Genomic DNA, 16,061 nt, shown 5'->3' with positions numbered 1-16,061 from the left:
CTGAGCCCCGGGTGAGGGGTGTAAGGGTCTGTTCTACCGGATGAGGTCTTCCGGGACGAGTGAGTTCCGCCGGAGCACTGCGGAGCAATCGCGCCATCGCGTACCAACTGACGCAAAAGCCCGCCGAATGTCCATTTACTGAGACAGGGCACTGTGCGGAAGATCTCGTTCCGCTTCGTCACGCAACGGCCTGGCCAGGCGTTCCGGCCTACCACATCGCGGGGGTCACCCGTTATCCGATTTTGACATGACAGCCGGTCCGATCAGGGCCGTCCTGATGGCAGGATGCCCAAATCACACGAGGTGACGACACTCGAAAGTGCGTGCCTCGAACCAGTGGGACACCCTTCACCCGCAGGAGGAACCGCATGACCGCATGCACCACCCGTCGCACGTCCGCGGCCAGGTCACGCATGGCCGCGGTCGGCGCTATCGCGGTCACCGGAGCTCTACTGCTCACCGGCTGCGGCGACCAGCGCGACAAGAACACCGGCGCGACCGGCCCGTCCGGCGCCCCGTACTTCAACTTGCTGCCAAAGCACATCCAGTCCGCAGGCGTCATCAAGGTTGGTTCGGACATCAACTACCCGCCGGTCGAGTACCGGAAGAGCGGGAAGATAGTGGGTCTGGACCCGGACATCGCCACGGCGCTCGGCAAGCAGCTGGGAGTCCGTGTCGAGTTCAACAACGGCACCTTCGACACTCTGATCAGCGGCCTGGCGGCCCGTCGCTACGACATCGCGATGTCCGCCATGACCGACAACAAGGGCCGCCAGACCGGTGTCGACCCGGACAGCGGCAAGAAGGTGGGCAAGGGCGTCGACTTCGTCGACTACCTCACCGCCGGTGTCTCGATCTACACCAGGAAGGGCGAGGACCAGTCCATCAAGGGCTGGGACGACCTGTGCGGCAAGAAGATCGTGGTGCAGCGGCACACGGTCTCGCACGACCTGGCCAAGGCCCAGTCCAAGAAGTGCGGCTCCAAGGGCAAGATCGAGATCGAGGCCTTCGCCAACGACACCGAGGCCCAGACCCGGCTGCGCGGCGGTGGCGCCGACGCCGGCTCCAGCGACTTCCCGGTGGCGGCCTTCGCGGCCCGCACCTCCGGCGGTGGCAAGGACTTCGAGCTGGTGGGCGAGCAGGTGGAGGCCGCCCCGTACGGCATCGCGGTACCCAAGGACCAGGCCCAGCTGCGCGACGCGCTCAAGGCGGCACTGGACGGGCTCATCAGGACCGGTGAATACCAGAAGATCCTCGCCAAGTGGGGCGTCGAGGACGGCGCGGTCAAGGAAGGCAACATCAACACCGGTGCGTGACCGGCCCGTTCCGTGCTCTCGCTGAAAGGCACAATCCGTGACTGTTGAAAAGATCGACAAGCCGGGGTCGAAAGCCACCGGGCCGGAGACGCTGAAGGCCATTCCGGTCCGCCACTACGGCCGCTGGGTCGCCGCCGTCATCATCCTCGCCCTGCTGGCCATGCTGGTCTACGCCTTCGCCCGGGGCGACGTGAACTGGGGAGCCATCCCCGACAACTTCTTCAACGACGAGATCCTCCGCGGTGTCGGCAAGACCGTGTGGATCACCATCGCCTCGATGGTGCTGGGCGTGGTCCTCGGCATCATCCTCGCGGTGATGAGGCTGTCGAAGAACCCGGTGACGCAGGCGGTGTCCTGGGGCTACATCTGGTTCTTCCGCGGCACCCCGGTCTATGTCCAGCTGCTGCTCTGGTTCAACCTCGGGCTGATCTTCAAGTACATCAACCTGGGCCCGATCTACCAGGACGAGTGGTCGGACTTCATGACCCCGTTCCTGGCCGCCCTGCTCGGCCTCGGCCTGAACGAGGCCGCGTACATGGCCGAGATCTGCCGGGCGGGCATCCAGGCCGTCGACGAGGGGCAGACCGAGGCGGCGCAGGCGCTGGGCATGAGCCACGCCAAGACGCTGCGCCGGGTGGTGCTGCCGCAGGCGATGCGCGTGATCGTGCCGCCGACCGGCAACGAGTTCATCAACATGCTCAAGACCACCTCGCTGGTGATCGCGGTGCAGTACTGGGACCTGCTCCAGGCCTCCCAGGAGATCGGGTCCAACACCGGAGCCTCGGCCGAGATGCTGTTCCTCGCGGCCGCCTGGTACCTGATCCTCACCTCGGTGCTCAGCGTCGGCCAGTACTACCTGGAGCGGTACTACGCGCGCGGTTCCACCCGCAACCTGCCGCCCACCGTCTTCCAGCGGTTGCGCGCCAACCTGTTCTCGCTCAGCAACCGCTCCGGAGGTGTCGCATGACCGCCATGGTGAAGGCCGAACGCGTCCACAAGTCCTATGGCGCCGTGCAGGTCCTCAAGGGCATCGACCTGGAGGTCGCGCCGCGCGAGGTGTTCTGTCTGATCGGGCCGTCCGGTTCCGGGAAGTCCACCTTCCTGCGCTGCATCAACCACCTGGAGAAGATCAACTCCGGTCGGCTCTACGTGGACGGCGAGCTGGTGGGCTACCGCCAGCAGGGCAACAAGCTCTACGAGCTCAAGGACCGCGAGGTCGCCGCCAAGCGCCGCGACATCGGCATGGTGTTCCAGCGCTTCAACCTCTTCCCGCACATGACCGCGGTGGAGAACGTGATGGAGGCGCCGATCCAGGTCAAGCGGGAGAGCAAGGCGGTCGCCCGGGAGCGCGCGCTGAAGCTGCTGGACCGGGTGGGCCTGGGCGACAAGGCCGGCAACTACCCCTCCCAGCTCTCCGGCGGTCAGCAGCAGCGGGTGGCCATCGCGCGGGCGCTGGCCATGGAGCCCAAGCTGATGCTCTTCGACGAGCCCACCTCGGCGCTCGACCCGGAGCTGGTCGGCGATGTGCTCGACGTGATGCGCGGGCTGGCCGAGGACGGCATGACCATGGTCGTGGTGACCCATGAGATGGGCTTCGCCCGCGAGGTCGGCGACTCGGTCGTCTTCATGGACGACGGCGTGGTGGTCGAGTCCGGACACCCCCGCGACGTGCTGACCAACCCCCAGCACGAGCGGACCAAGTCGTTCCTCTCCAAGGTGCTGTGACCGGCGCGGGGGCGGTACGGGCCGACAGGCTCCGTACCGCCTCCGCGTGCGTCCCGGGCGGGGCCGCCGGGCGGTGAGACCCACATGGGCGACCCACGGGTAATACGCTCGTACCTGACGCATCCATTACGGATCCCCGACCGCCCCCGTGAGGACCACCCGTGGAACTGGCCTACTACTCGGACTACGCCGTGCGCCTGGTCAACAGCGAGGAGCCCGCGCGCGGCATCGACACCCTCACCTCGGTGGAGGCCGTACGGGAGCTCTTCGGACCCGGGCAGCAGGCGGCACGCCGGGCGGGCGAGGCGGACGTCACCCGGTTGCGGACGGTGCGCGGCCGGCTGCGCGCGGTCTTCGAGGCCGCGGCGGACGGGGACGAGGTACGCGCGGTGGACCTGCTCAACGCGCTGCTGCTGGAGTTCCCGGTGAGCCCGCAGATCTCCGGGCACGAGTTCCGGGACGAGGACGGCCGGCCGAAGTGGCACATGCACATCGCCGACCACGCGGCCAACGCCAGCGCCGGCTACACCGCGACCGCCTGCATGGGCCTCGCCTTCCAGCTCACCGAGCTCGGCGTGGACCGGCTCGGCGTCTGCGAGGCCCACCCCTGCCGCAACGCCTACCTGGACACCTCGACCAACCGCTCCCGGCGCTACTGCTCCGACCGCTGCGCCACCCGCGCCAACGTCGCCGCCTACCGTGCCCGGAAGCGCCTGTACGCCGAGCGTTCCGAGCGTTCCGAGCGGGTCGAGCGCCCCGGCAGCGGCCTGACCGCGGACGCCGCCCAGGCCAGCAGCGCGGCCGGCGAGCGCTGACCGCGCCCCCGGTCCGGCGGCGGACGCAGCCGCGCCCAGGCCCGGGCCACCACCAGCTCGTCCGGCACCACCCCGAACTCCCGGCTGTCGTTCTCCACGTACCGGTTGTCCCCGAGCACCCACCAGCCGCCGTCGCGCCGCTCCACCGCCCGCTTGACGATCAGCAGGTCCTGGCGGAACGGGTGCCGCAGCACCACCACGTCCCCCGGGCGCACGGAACCCCCGTACCGGACGACCAGCAGGTCACCGGCGCTCAGTGTGGGCACCATCGACGGGCCGTGCACCTCCGCGAGCCCGATCCCGCGCAGCCCGGGCCCCTTGCGCTCCCGATCCGCCTCGCGATCGCGCACCTGCTCCTGCATCCGGCACCTCCGGTCCCATCCTCCATCAGCCCGGGCGGCCTTGGACTTTTGGCCTAAGCCTCCCGGGGCGCCCGAGAAAAGCCTTCCCTCACGGAGTAATCTCGCACCTGAGAAGACGATCACGAGGAAGGACAGCTCTATGCTCTCCCGCCTGTTCGCCCCCAAGGTGAAGGTCAGCGCCCACTGCGACCTTCCCTGCGGCGTCTACGACCCGGCCCAGGCCCGTATCGAGGCCGAGTCGGTCAAGGCAGTCCAGGAGAAGTACCAGGCCAACGAGGACCCGCACTTCCGGGCCCGGGCCACCGTCATCAAGGAGCAGCGCGCGGAGCTCGCCAAGCACCACATCTCGGTGCTGTGGAGCGACTACTTCAAGGCGCCGCACTTCGAGAAGTACCCCGAGCTGCACCAGCTGGTCAACGACACCCTGAAGGCGCTGAGCGCGGCCAAGGCGTCCACCGACCCGGCCACCGGCCAGAAGGCGCTGGAGTACATCGCCCAGATCGACAAGATCTTCTGGGAGACCAAGCAGGCCTGAGCCCGCTTCCCTCCCGGCCCGCACCCGGCCACCCCCCGCACGGGGACGGTGGACCGGGTGCGGGCTTTTTCCGGCCTGCCGGCCGGTCGGCCGTGCCGGTCCGGCACCCGGCGCGGGGTGGCGCGGTAGGCGGTCCACCGCGAGGGGCACCGGTGGTCAGCGGGCGTAGGGCGCGGGCAGGCCGATCTGCCGTTTGACGGTGCGGTCGACGAGCACCGTCTCGACCCCGGTGATCTCCGGGATGGTCCCGGCCGCCTCACTCAGATAGGTGTAGAGCCCGTCCGTGTCCCGGCACACCACCGCGACCACGATGCTGTACCGGCCGCTGGTGGCAGCCGCGAAGGCCACCTCGCGGTGGGTGGCCAGCGCGGCTCCGGTGGACGCCAGCGCGGCGGGCGGCACGCTCAGCCACAGCAGCGCCTGGGTGTGCATGCCGATCGCGCGGGCGTCGAAGTCGACCTCGAAGTAGAGCAGCCCGGAGTCGGTGTGCTCCTGGAGCCGGCGGCGGGCGGCGGACTCCGACAGGCCGGTGCGCGCGGCCAGCTCGCTCACCGTGCTCCGCCCGTCCTCGGCCAGCACCTCGAACAGCGCGGTGTCCACCTCGTCCAGCCGGGTCACACCGCCCTCGCAGCGGCGGGCGGACGGACCGTAGGGACCGTCCGCCCGGCCCCGGCTCAGTTCGGCACGCTGCTCCTCGGTGAGCGGCCGGGTCCAGCCGGTCCACGGCGCCGGGCCGCCCCGGAAACGGCGCAGCACGCAGTGCCCGGTGACGCCCACCACCCGGGGCGTCCGCGGCAGTTTGGCGAGCAGTGCCTGGCTCTGGTCGGGGGCGGCCCGCAGTCCGCAGACGATCTCGGTGCCGTCGGAGGACAGTTGCACCCAGTTGGTGTCCGGGCGGGCCGCCAGCACCCCCGCGATCCGCTCGGTGGCGTCCGGCACGCAGGTGATCCGCAGCATCCAGGCGGCCTGCCCGATCAGGTTGAGGTACGGCTTGCCGATCACGCGCAGCACCCGTGCGCCGCGCAGCCGCCGGTACCGGCGGGCCACGGTCTGCGCGGACACCCCGAGCACCTCGCCGATCCGGCTGAAGGAGGCTCGGCCGTCGATCTGCAGGGCCTGCACGATCCACTGGTCCAGCTCATCGCACATGGAGTTTTCCACCGCCACAGACTGGCCGACGGCAGATCCCGCCGCAAACCCCGGTCCGGCTGTGTCGGACGGCCCCGATGGGCGCACCGTGGGGGCCTTGTCTGACCCTGTCCCGCCACAACAGCCCTGAGAGGGGTTTCCCGATGCGCAAGTGGTGGCCCTTGGCCGCGATCGGCCTGGGTGCGTTCATGCTCCTGGTCGATGTCACCATCGTCAATGTCGCCCTGCCGGAGATGGCGAACGACCTGGACGCCTCCTTCACCGACCTGCAGTGGGTGATGGACGTCTACGCGCTGGCGCTGGCCGCGCTGCTGCTCGGCGCGGGCATCGCCGCCGACCGCCTGGGCCACCGCCGGGTGTACCTGATCGGCCTGGTGGTGTTCGCCGCCGCCTCGCTGGGCTGTGCGCTGGCCCCGTCCGCCGGGCTGCTGATCACCGCCCGGGCGATCCAGGGAGTGGGCGCGGCGGCGATGTTCGCCACCACCATCGCCCTGCTCAGCACCACCTACCAGGGTCGCGACCGGGCCGTGGCCTTCGGTGCCTGGGGCGCGATCAACGGCGCGGCGGCCGCCTCCGGCCCGATCCTCGGCGGACTGCTCACCGAGCACTTCGGCTGGCCGTGGGTGTTCGCGGTGAACGTGCCGGTGGCCGTCCTGGCGGTGCTGATCACCCGGCGCACCGTCGCCCCCGGCGCCGGGCGTGAGCGGCGGCTGGACATACCCGGTATGGCCACCTTCACGCTCGCCATCGCCGCCCTGACCTTCGGCCTGATCCGCACCAACGAGGCGGACTGGTCCGACCCGACGGTCTGGGGCCCGCTGCTGGGGGCCGCGGTGTCGCTGGCGGCCTTCGTCGCCATCGAGCTGCGGACCGCCGAGCCGATGCTGGACCTGGGCCTGTTCCGGCACCGCGCCTTCGTCGGCTTCCTCACCGGCGGTGCGCTGCTGTCCATCGCCGCCTGGGCGATGTTCCCGTACGCCTCGCTGTGGATGCAGAAGGTGCTCGGCCTCGGCCCGGTCGCCACCGGGCTGGTGATCATGCCGATGAGCCTGGTGTCCTTCGTCGTCCCGCTGATCATGAGCCGGTACGGGCAGCGGGTTCCGGCGCGCTGGTCGGTGTCGCTGGGGCTGCTGGCCATCGGCGTCGGCGGGCTGCTCCAGGCCCGGGTGGGCGCCGGCTCCGAGGAGACCGTGCTGGTCCCGGGCATGCTGCTGATCGGCCTGGGCGCCGGTCTGGCGCTACCGCCGCTGTCCTCCGCGGCGATGGCCACAGTGCCGGCCGAACGGGCCGGGATGGCCGGCGGCACCCTCAACACCGCCCGGCAGCTGGGCTTCGCCCTCGGGGTGGCGGTGCTGGGTACGGTGTTCTCGAACCGGCTGCCGCACGGCATGGCCGGCGCTTCCGGCGCGGACGTGGCCGCCGCGCTGCACCGCTCCTATCTGGTGTCCGGGGCGATCGGGCTGGCCGGCGCGGTCCTGGTGTGGCTGCTGGTGCGGACGCCGTCCGGGCACGGGGACCAGGCCGCCGAGGACCGCCCGGCCGGCGCCGGCGCGGAGCCGCTCGCCGCTCCGGACGGTCAGAACCGCCAGCGGGTCTGACCGTAGGCGCCCTTGCGGAAGCCGAACGCGGTGGCCGGGCTGACCTGGAAGACCAGGGCCCGGCCGCCCTGCCCCGCGAAGGCCCCGTCCCGGACGTCGAAGTGCCACTCGCTGCCGTACTTCGCCTCGTACGCTGCGGCCACCCGGCGCAGCGGGGTCTCCTCGGTGACCGGCAGCGCCGGGCCCTCGACCACCAGGTCGAGCCCGCGGTCGAGGACGTTGACCCCGGTGGTCAGCACGCAGTTGGGGTTGGCCGCCAGGTTGCGGGCCTTGCGTTCTCCGGCGCCGGTGCAGAAGTGCAGCGCTTCGTCCAGCCAGACCGCGAGCAGCGGGGTGACGTGCGGGCGTCCGTCCGGGCGGACCGTGGAGAGCCAGTACAGCTCTGCGGTCTCCAACTGCTCGCGGGCTTCGGCCCAGGTGGTGGGGGTGGCCTCCGGGGCGCTGTACCGGGGGTCCAGTCGGGTGGCCGGTTCCTTGCGGGGCATCTCGCCTCTCCCTTCCCAGGTGCTGGGCAGCCTAGGGGGTGTCCGAGGGCCGGCCGTGGATTGCGAGGCCGCCGGGGCCCGTCGGACACCCCTGAGGGGCCGCGGCCGACCCGGGTGGGCGCGGTTCGGGTGCGTACGCCCGCCGGGCCCGGCGGGCCCGGCGGGGCCGGGGCGCGCGGGGCCGCGCACGGGCCCGCGAGGGGTACGGACCGGGGCGCGACACTGGGTGCGCACGGGGCGCGGGACCGCCCGGGGCGCGTGCGGCAGTGGTGTGACCCCTGCGGGACCGCGCCGACGGCGTGACGTCACTGCGGGACCGGCACCGGCACCGGTAACCGCTCGGGGAGCTGGAACGGCGGCAGCGGGGGGTCCTGGCGCACCAGCCAGGCCCGGTAGGCGGTGCACGACCAGGCCACCTCCCGGTAGGCGGCGGCCAGGTCGCCGAAGACCGCCTCGATCCCCGGCGGCGCGGCGGCGCCCGCCCGGCAGGCCACCATCAACCGCACGGTGAGCGGGTCGCCCTCCAGCGGACGTACCGCGGTGCCCGGGCGGGCCCGGGCGGTGGGCTGGCAGGGGCTCACCACCTCGCCCGCGGCCACCAGGTCGGCGGCGGTCATGTAGTCGCCGTAGACCATCCGGGGGTTGATCCCGGCGGCGGCGAGGACCCGGCGCAGGCCGGTCAGCTCGCCGTCCACGGACGGGTCCACCATCCACTGGTCGTGGGCGAGGTCGACGAGCCGGACCACCGGCAGCCGGGCGGCCGGGTGGACATCCGGGAGCACCACGAACTGCGGCTCGCGCGGTACCAGGACGCGTAGCTCCACCCCCTCCGGAATGCGTAGCGGGGCACCGGCGACCTCGTGTACGAAGGCCACGTCCAGTTGATGGTCGGCGATCATCTGGAGCAGTGAGTTGGGGGACGCGTCGGTGCGGATGGTGGTGTCCACGTCCGGGAAGCGGGCGCGCAGTCGGCGCAGCCAACCGGGCACCGCGCGGCTGTTGGTGCTGCCGATCCACAGCCGGGATCCGGTGGCCCGGCCGGCGGCCGATCTGGCCTCCTCGATCAGGGCGTTCATCTCGGCCACGATGGGCCGGGCCCGGCCGAGCACCGAGCGCCCCAGCGGAGTGACCCGGCTGCCGGTGCGCTCGCGGGTGAAGAGTTCGCCGCCGATGGCGTTCTCGATCCGCTGGAGTTGGGTGGTCAGGGAGGGTTGGGTCATGCCCAGCAACCGTGCCGCCTTGCGCACGCTGCCGGTGTCAGCGATGGCGCACAACGCCCGAAGGTGCCTGACTTCAAGCTCCACGCGGGGAGCATAGCGGCGCCTGAACACCTCACACCAGGGACGCAAAGAGGGGCCAAACTGGCATCAACGACCCTCCCCCGCAGGGTGATAGGACCGGGTTATCGCCCCCTGGCATCTCGGCACCACGGCCGGATTCCCGAAGACTCGGCGTCACCGATAGTTCATCCCAAGGCTCCTGGACCGCACCCCCCACTTCTCCACCGGCGGTCCAGGAGCCCCACGGATGATGAGGGAGCCCCCCACACAAGGCTCCGCGCGTCGGTGGACGTCGCCGCACCCGGTCACGGGCCGGCGGCGGGCCCGACCGCGGTCCTGTCCGCGCCGAAGTCGCCGCGCCCCCGGGCACGGTGACCGCCCCCGTCGCCGATGGCGCCGACGGGGCCGGCCCGTGGGCGGGCGAGAACGGCGGCCCCGCCCCGCCACCTGCCCCGGTCGTCCCGACCGGGGCTGACCGGACGGACCGATACGGCCGGTCAGCCCGCCGCCGCACCCGCTGCACCGAGCGGGCGTGGCGGCACTTCAGCCACCGACCCCGGTGCCGGTGTAGCCCTCCGGCACCGGGGTCGGCTCCAACCACCCGCCGCCGCCCGCGACTCGGCGCCCGGCGCACCCCGGCGCCCGGTATGCCGGCACCGCCGGAACCGCCGGAAGCAGAGCGTCCGTGGGGCGGCACCGGGCAGCTCCCGGCCGCGCGAACCCGGCCCTCGGGCACCGGCCCTCGGTACCGCCGGCGCCTCAGCTCTCGGCCGCGCCCGCCGCGACCAGGGCCGGGGCCAGCGCCGCGGCCATGGTGGGCAGCGGGTCCAGCAACTCGGCCACCCCGCCGGCGCGCAGGGTGCGCAGCACCGCGCGGTTGGCGCACACCAACCGCAGCAGGCCGCCCCGCTCCCGCATCCGGCGGTGCGCACGGCACAGCAGGGAGAGCCCCGAGCAGTCGAGGAAGGTGGCCGGGGTCAGGTCGATCACCACCGAGGGGGCGCCGCCCCCGGTCGCCGTGTCCAGCGGCGGACCGATCCGCACGGCACTGCTGATGTCCACCTCGCCGTGGACCTCCACCACGGTGCACCCGCCGGTGCGGTAGGTCCGGGCGTACGACATGGGCGCGGCCTGCGGCCACGCGTTCTCGTCCTGGAACACGCTGTCCTTCTCCCCCGTCCGCTGCGACTCCGATGGGCGGGGCGTGCCGCCGTCGGCACCCCCTGGCCTTGGCGCACCGGAGCCGGGTGACGTGGAGGCGAGGGTAGGGACCCGGAAGGGCCGCCCGAGGTGCAGAAACCATTCGCACCAGGGGTAATGCCCTCAATGGAATGAATCCCCGCCCCGCCCCATTGACGTGTGGACGGGCGAGCGCTCAGGCGGCCGACGCCAGGTCGTCGAGCACCTCGAACGCATCGGCCAGCCGCGCCAGGCGCAGCAGCCGGTGCAGCCGGGGGTCGTCGATGACCAGTCGCAGCCGTCCGTCACGTGCCAGCACGCGGTTGCGCAGCCGGCACAGCACCGACAACCCCGCGCAGTCCACGAAGGTGACCCGCCGCAGATCGAGCACCACGTCCGGACGTCCGGCGCGCGCTACCGCGTCCAGCCGGTACCGGACCTGCTCGGCGGCGAGTATGTCCAACTCTCCCGCGATCTCCACCAGTGTGATCCCGCCCAGCCTCCGCTCCCGGAGACCGATGACGGGCCGTTCGTCGACCATGTCGCACCCCCCGCTCGGGGCTTGCCTTCCTCGGATGGCATACCCACTCACTCGGCCTGTCAGTCACACTCTGTCAAGAAGACATGCCCAAGCGCTAGGCGTTACTTGCAGGTAATGCACTCGCGTCCCAGATTTCATCACTCTGAGTAATCAGTTCGGGAGCCGTGTCGTCCTGCGACTGAGTCCTGTGCGCGGATGTCTGGCAAACGGTGAAAGCTCCAGATCTTCGGGTGCAACGTTGGCGGATCCCGCCCCCCGTACCGCCCGGTGCGCCCCCAAGACTGGGACGAACCGAACCAGGGGGTGCGCCGACACCTCGAAGGGGGACCGCCCGATGACCGGAGCGCGCGTGGTGGCCGTCGGCCACTACCAGCCCGCCCATGTCCTCAGCAACGAGGACCTCGCGAGCATGGTGGACACCAGCGACGAGTGGATCCGCAGCCGGGTCGGCATCCGCACCCGGCACGTCGCCCGGCCGGACGAGACGGTGGACGAGATGGCCGCCGCCGCGGCCGCCAAGGCGCTGGCGCACAGCGGTCTGCCCGCCGCCAGCATCGACCTGGTGATCGTGGCCACCTCCACCGCGATCGACCGCAGCCCCAACATGGCCGCCCGGGTCGCGGCCCGGCTGGGACTGTCCTGCCCCGCGGTGATGGACCTGAACGTGGTGTGCGCCGGCTTCACCCACGCCCTGGCCACCGCGGACCACACCATACGGGCCAAGGCCGCGGGCGCGGCGCTGGTCATCGGGGCCGACAAGTTCACCATGGCCGCCGACTGGACCGACCGCTCCAGCTGCGTGCTGCTCGGCGACGGCGCGGGCGCCGCGGTGGTGGTGGCCGACCGCCCGGCAGCCGGCGAGGCACCGGGCATCGGGCCGGTGGTCTGGGGCTCGATGCCGGAGATGAGCCACGCCGTCCGCATCGAGGGCACCCCGCCGCGGTTCGCCCAGGAAGGCCAGGCCGTCTACCGCTGGGCCACCACCCAGCTGCCGCCGATCGCCCGGCAGGTCTGCGAGAAGGCCGGGGTACGGCCCGAGGACCTCGGGGCGGTCGTGCTGCACCAGGCGAATCTGCGCATCATCGAGCCGGTGGCCCGCAAGCTCGGCGCGGTCAACGCGGTGATCGCCCGGGATGTGGTGGACTCCGGGAACACCTCGGCGGCCAGCGTGCCGCTCGCGCTGTCCAAGCTGGTGGAGCGCGGCGAGGTGGAATCCGGCGCCCCGACGCTGCTCTTCGGCTTCGGCGGCAATCTGTCCTATGCGGGCCAGGTCATCCGCTGCCCGTAGGGGCAGCACCCGGGCCTGGCTCAGACCTCGGTGTCCCGCGCCGGGCCGGGCGTCCCAGCGTGCCCGGACCGTCGGCGTCCCTCGCCGGGCCGAGCCCTTGATCCGCGCCTTTGGGCCTGCGTCGGCGCACCGCCTGCCCGGCGTCCGATTCGTTCAAGACCGCGGGCCGGGCGGCTGCCTACGCTGACCCCATGACCGCACGATTCGACGCCATCGGACTGATCACCGCCGATCTGGCCGCCTCGCTCGACTTCTACCGGCGGCTCGGCCTGGACATCCCGGCCGACGCCGCGAACCAGCCCCATGTCGAGGCCACCCTGCCCGGCGGGCTGCGGCTGATGTGGGACACCGAGAAGACCGTCCGCTCCTTCGACCCCGACTGGACGCCGGGCACCGGTGCGGGCCGTACCGGCCTGGCCTTCGCCTGCGACAGCCCCACCGAGGTGGACACGGTCTACACGGAGATGGTGGCCGCCGGAGCCGAGGGCGCCAAGGAGCCCTGGGACGCGTCCTGGGGGCAGCGCTACGCGCAACTCCGCGACCCGGACGGCAACGCGGTGGACCTGTTCGCGCCGCTCACCCCGGAGGCGGCGGACTCCTGAGACTCGGCCCCTCGCCGGGCGGGCCGCCGGGGCCGGTCGATGAGCGTGCTCAGCGGCACTCCGGTCAGCGCCCGCACCTCGCGGGCCAGGTGCGCCTGGTCCGCGTAGCCGGTGGCCGCCGCCACCTGCGCGTACGGGACCCCGGCCCGTACCTCGTCCAGGGCCCGGTTCAACCGCACCACCCGGCCCAGGGTCTTCGGCCCGTAGCCGAACGCCGCCAGCGACCGCCGGTGCAGCTGCCGTTCGCTCAGCCCGGCCCGGGCGGCGATGGCCGCCACCCGGTCGCCCCCGCGCAGGGCCGCCACGACCCGGGGGATCAGGGGGTCGACCGGCGGTGCCGCCCGCAGCCGGGCCAGCGCCGCCGCCTCCAGCACACCGCCGGGCGTCAGCCGAGAGCCGCCGGCCGCGCTGCCCTGTCGCGGGCTCACGGACCCGTACCCCTCGCCCGGGCTGCCGGCCCCCTCGCCCGGGCTCCCGGCCGCGCTGCCCGGGCTCCCGGCCGCGCTGCCCGGGCTCCCGGCCGCGCTGCCCGGGCTCCCGGCCGCGCTGCCCGGGCTCCCGGCCGCGCTGCCCGGGCTCCCGGCCGCGTTGCCCGGGCTCCCGCCCTCGGACCACCGCTCCAGCGCGCCGATGATCCGCCGCACCTCCGCGGCCGGCCACAGCGCGTCCAGCGGCACCCGTAGATCGCGCAGTTCATGCGCGGGTACGCCGAAGACGGCGGGGCCGGTGCCGGGGGCGAAGCGCAGCCCGGTGCAGCGGGTGCCCGAGGGCACCTGGGCGAGCTGGGCGACGGTGTCCGGACCGGCGACGATCAGTTCACCCGCCGACCCGGTGTCGCACCAGATCAGATCGGTGCAGCCGTCGGGGAGGATCCGCTCCGGGCCGGGGCCCGCGGTACGGGTCCACAGCACCGCTCCGGCCGGTCGAGCGGCCCGTTCCCGGTACATGCCCCCAGCTTCCCAGCTCCCGGTCCGCACCGGAGCGCCGGGACTCCCTCCGGAGCGGCCCTGCCCCGGCCGCCCGGGGCAGGGCCGTGTGCTCAGGGGACCTCGCGCAGGTAGACCGCGTCGCAGGAGTGGCAGCGGGTCTCCTCGGCGGCGCCCCACTCCTCGGCGGGCAGGGTCTCCGCGTCGGCGGCCAGTTCACGTCCGCACAGCGCGGCCGTACCCGCGCCGCGCACCATGTGCCAGATCATCACCGGCGCGCCCGCCACCCGACCCGAGCTGCCCTCCTCGTACTCCGCGCGCATCTCGTGCTGCATGGCGGTACACCTCCCTTTCCACCATGCGCCCACCCGAGGCCGCCCCGCCACCCGCGCCGGGGCCACCGCCGACCGCGCCCTTGGAGCCAAGGCGCTCAGAAGACCGACCAGCCGGTCAGGGTGGTGAAGGCGTCCAGGGCCGCCACCCCGGCCACCGAGTTGCCGTGCGCGTCCAGGCCCGGGCTCCACACCGCCAGCGTGCAGCGGCCGGGGATCACCGCGACGATGCCGCCGCCCACGCCGCTCTTGCCGGGCAGCCCGACCCGGTACGCGAAGTCGCCCGCCGCGTCGTAGGTGCCGCAGGTGAGCATCACCGCGTTGATCCGCTTGGCCTCGCGCGCGGACAGCAGCCGGGAGCCGTCCGCGCCCAGCCCGTGGCGGGCCAGGAAGGCGCCGGCGGTGGCCAGGTCGCGGCAGCTCATCTCGATCGAGCACTGCCAGAAGTAGTGCTCCAGCACGGTGGGGACGGGGTTGTCGAGGTTGCCGTAGGCGGCCATGAAGTAGGCCAGCGCCGCGTTCCGGTCGCCGTGCTCGGACTCGGAGGAGGCGACCGCCGGGTCGAAGGAGATCTCCGGGTTGCCGCTCTGGGCGCGTACGAAGTCCAGCATGGTGGTGCTGGCGTCGCCGGTGAGCGACTGGAGCCGGTCGGTGACCACCAGCGCGCCCGCGTTGATGAAGGGATTGCGCGGGATGCCGTTCTCGTACTCCAGCTGGACCAGGGAGTTGAACGGGTTGCCGGACGGCTCGCGGCCCACCCGCCGCCACAGGCTCTCCCCGTCCTGGGCCAGCACCAGGGCCAGCGCGAACGCCTTGGAGATGCTCTGTATGGAAAACGGTGTCTGCCAGTCGCCTATCCCGGTGACCGTGCCGTCCACGTCCGCGAGCGCCATCCCGAACCGCCCGGCGTCCACCGCGGCCAGCGCCGGGATGTACGAGGCCACCTGCCCCCGTCCGACATGCGGGGCCACCTCGGCCGCGACCTGGTCGAGCACCGCCTGATAGTCCATCTCCGCCCTCTCCCGAGCATCACCGGTCCCATGTCCGCCGCGCCCTCCGCGCGCTCCGCGCCGACCGCCGGGCCCGCACGGCCGGATCAGCTCGCACGATAACCGAACAGCCCGCTGTTGGAATCCGAACAAACTGGTCAGGTGGCCCATCTGCCGGTACAAGCGGTGATAGGGACACGGCGGTACGCGACCGGCGTCCGTCACCGACACGGAACGGAGGCGGCCATGGCCCCACCCATGTCCGCGGCCGGCTTCCTCAACGCGCTGCGGAACGAGGGCCTGCGCGTGGTGGAAGTCGGCGACTGGAAGACCCACAACCGGGACCGCAAGGGCCCCTGGGGGCCGGTGCACGGGGTGATGATCCACCACACCGTGACCTCGGGCACCGAGGAGACGGTCCAGCTCTGCCGCGACGGATACCCGGCGCTCCCCGGACCCCTGTGCCATGGCGTGATCGCCAAGGACGGCACCGTGCACCTGGTCGGCTACGGTCGGGCCAACCACGCGGGATCCGGCGACGCCGACGTGCTGCGCGCGGTCATCGCCGAGAAGGCCCTGCCGCCCGACAACGCCGCGGACACCGACGGGAACCGCCACTTCTACGGATTCGAGTGCGAGAACCTGGGCGACGGCCAGGATCCCTGGCCGCCCGCCCAACTGGCGGCGATCGCGAAGGCCGCGGCGGCGGTCTGCCGCCGCCACGGCTGGACCGAGCGGTCGGTCATCGGACACCTGGAGTGGCAACCGGGCAAGATAGATCCGCGCGGCTTCTCCATGGACTGGCTGCGCTCGCGGATCGCCGAACAGCTGAAGTAGCCCCCGCCGGCCTCGAACGGCTCACCCCCGACCAGCCCCCTGCCGCCGGGCGCGGGCGACCACACCCCCGCCGGCGGCCGACAATGGGCGGGTGAGCCGCCC

17 protein-coding genes and 1 pseudogene are annotated in these 16,061 nt (G+C 72.5%); 9 read left to right on the top strand and 9 right to left on the bottom strand.

Annotation, left to right across the window (positions count from 1 at the left end):
• Nucleotides 1–368: 368 nt before the first annotated feature.
• The 4 genes from E4099_RS08035 to E4099_RS34060 all read left to right on the top strand — a co-directional run bounded on the left by E4099_RS08035 (nucleotide 369) and on the right by E4099_RS34060 (nucleotide 3,856).
• A complete protein-coding gene (locus tag E4099_RS08035) occupies nucleotides 369–1,316 on the top strand; it encodes an ABC transporter substrate-binding protein (RefSeq protein WP_135338261.1) in 948 nt (315 codons plus the stop codon).
• A gap of 37 nt (nucleotides 1,317–1,353) precedes the next feature.
• Entirely contained in the window at nucleotides 1,354–2,283 is a 930-nt protein-coding gene (locus tag E4099_RS08030) for an amino acid ABC transporter permease (RefSeq protein WP_135338260.1), read from the top strand.
• Between the two features lie 5 nt (nucleotides 2,284–2,288).
• A complete protein-coding gene (locus E4099_RS08025; protein ID WP_135338273.1) occupies nucleotides 2,289–3,041 on the top strand; it encodes an amino acid ABC transporter ATP-binding protein in 753 nt (250 codons plus the stop codon).
• A gap of 161 nt (nucleotides 3,042–3,202) precedes the next feature.
• A complete protein-coding gene (locus tag E4099_RS34060) occupies nucleotides 3,203–3,856 on the top strand; it encodes a CGNR zinc finger domain-containing protein (protein ID WP_135338259.1) in 654 nt (217 codons plus the stop codon).
• 53 nt (nucleotides 3,857–3,909) lie between these two features.
• On the opposite strand, the pseudogene sodX reads toward E4099_RS34060, so the two are convergent.
• Nucleotides 3,910–4,218: pseudogene (sodX, locus tag E4099_RS34055) on the bottom strand (nickel-type superoxide dismutase maturation protease); the annotation flags it as partial.
• Between the two features lie 139 nt (nucleotides 4,219–4,357).
• On the opposite strand from sodX, the gene sodN reads away from it, so the two are divergent.
• Nucleotides 4,358–4,753, top strand: a complete 396-nt coding sequence (gene sodN, locus E4099_RS08010; RefSeq protein WP_135338257.1) for a superoxide dismutase, Ni — start codon at nucleotides 4,358–4,360, stop codon at nucleotides 4,751–4,753.
• 156 nt (nucleotides 4,754–4,909) lie between these two features.
• On the opposite strand, the gene E4099_RS08005 is transcribed toward sodN, so the two are convergent.
• A complete protein-coding gene (locus E4099_RS08005) occupies nucleotides 4,910–5,902 on the bottom strand; it encodes an AsnC family transcriptional regulator (RefSeq protein ID WP_135338256.1) in 993 nt (330 codons plus the stop codon).
• 143 nt (nucleotides 5,903–6,045) lie between these two features.
• Here E4099_RS08005 and E4099_RS08000 point away from each other — a divergent pair, with 143 nt between their 5' ends.
• Complete coding sequence (locus tag E4099_RS08000; protein WP_135338255.1) at nucleotides 6,046–7,500, top strand: MFS transporter; 1,455 nt, start codon at nucleotides 6,046–6,048, stop codon at nucleotides 7,498–7,500.
• Here E4099_RS08000 and E4099_RS07995 read toward each other — a convergent pair.
• The 4 genes from E4099_RS07995 to E4099_RS07980 form a co-directional block, all read right to left on the bottom strand.
• Complete coding sequence (locus tag E4099_RS07995; RefSeq protein ID WP_135338254.1) at nucleotides 7,479–7,985, bottom strand: pyridoxamine 5'-phosphate oxidase family protein; 507 nt, start codon at nucleotides 7,983–7,985, stop codon at nucleotides 7,479–7,481. The genes E4099_RS08000 and E4099_RS07995 overlap by 22 nt on opposite strands.
• 305 nt (nucleotides 7,986–8,290) lie before the next feature.
• Nucleotides 8,291–9,289 (bottom strand): LysR family transcriptional regulator, encoded by a 999-nt coding sequence (locus E4099_RS07990; RefSeq protein ID WP_135338253.1) that lies wholly within the window; start codon nucleotides 9,287–9,289, stop codon nucleotides 8,291–8,293.
• 735 nt (nucleotides 9,290–10,024) lie between these two features.
• Nucleotides 10,025–10,426, bottom strand: coding sequence for an STAS domain-containing protein (locus E4099_RS07985; protein ID WP_245244665.1), 402 nt, complete (start codon nucleotides 10,424–10,426; stop codon nucleotides 10,025–10,027).
• 214 nt (nucleotides 10,427–10,640) lie between these two features.
• Nucleotides 10,641–10,985 carry an STAS domain-containing protein gene (locus tag E4099_RS07980; protein WP_135338252.1) on the bottom strand — a complete coding sequence of 115 codons (345 nt, stop codon included), beginning with the start codon at nucleotides 10,983–10,985 and terminating at the stop codon, nucleotides 10,641–10,643.
• A 334-nt stretch (nucleotides 10,986–11,319) separates the two neighbouring features.
• On the opposite strand from E4099_RS07980, the gene E4099_RS07975 reads away from it, so the two are divergent.
• Together E4099_RS07975 and E4099_RS07970 are read left to right on the top strand one after the other, a co-directional pair.
• The gene (locus tag E4099_RS07975) at nucleotides 11,320–12,273 is read left to right on the top strand and encodes a beta-ketoacyl-ACP synthase III (protein ID WP_135338251.1); all 954 of its coding nucleotides are present in this window, start codon (nucleotides 11,320–11,322) and stop codon (nucleotides 12,271–12,273) included.
• A 191-nt stretch (nucleotides 12,274–12,464) separates the two neighbouring features.
• Nucleotides 12,465–12,875: a VOC family protein gene (locus E4099_RS07970; RefSeq protein ID WP_135338250.1), complete on the top strand. Its 411-nt coding sequence runs from the start codon at nucleotides 12,465–12,467 to the stop codon at nucleotides 12,873–12,875.
• Here the strand turns inward: E4099_RS07970 and E4099_RS07965 are convergent.
• The 3 genes from E4099_RS07965 to E4099_RS07955 form a co-directional block, all read right to left on the bottom strand.
• The gene (locus E4099_RS07965; RefSeq protein WP_135338249.1) at nucleotides 12,797–13,822 is read right to left on the bottom strand and encodes a helix-turn-helix domain-containing protein; all 1,026 of its coding nucleotides are present in this window, start codon (nucleotides 13,820–13,822) and stop codon (nucleotides 12,797–12,799) included. The two genes, E4099_RS07970 and E4099_RS07965, sit on opposite strands and share 79 nt — an antisense overlap.
• A 92-nt stretch (nucleotides 13,823–13,914) precedes the next feature.
• Nucleotides 13,915–14,136, bottom strand: coding sequence for a hypothetical protein (locus tag E4099_RS07960; protein ID WP_135338248.1), 222 nt, complete (start codon nucleotides 14,134–14,136; stop codon nucleotides 13,915–13,917).
• Between the two features lie 95 nt (nucleotides 14,137–14,231).
• Nucleotides 14,232–15,143 carry a glutaminase gene (locus E4099_RS07955; protein WP_135338247.1) on the bottom strand — a complete coding sequence of 304 codons (912 nt, stop codon included), beginning with the start codon at nucleotides 15,141–15,143 and terminating at the stop codon, nucleotides 14,232–14,234.
• Between the two features lie 225 nt (nucleotides 15,144–15,368).
• Between E4099_RS07955 and E4099_RS07950 the strand changes: the two genes are divergently transcribed.
• On the top strand, nucleotides 15,369–15,959 hold the full coding sequence (locus tag E4099_RS07950) for a peptidoglycan recognition protein family protein (protein ID WP_135338246.1): 591 nt from the start codon (nucleotides 15,369–15,371) through the stop codon (nucleotides 15,957–15,959).
• The last annotated feature ends 102 nt before the right edge of the window (nucleotides 15,960–16,061 follow it).

The organism is Streptomyces palmae (assembly GCF_004684805.1).
GTDB lineage: Bacteria > Actinomycetota > Actinomycetes > Streptomycetales > Streptomycetaceae > Streptomyces > Streptomyces palmae.
Note: the sequence above shows the minus strand (reverse complement) of the source record. Positions and strands in the feature narration are given on the sequence as shown.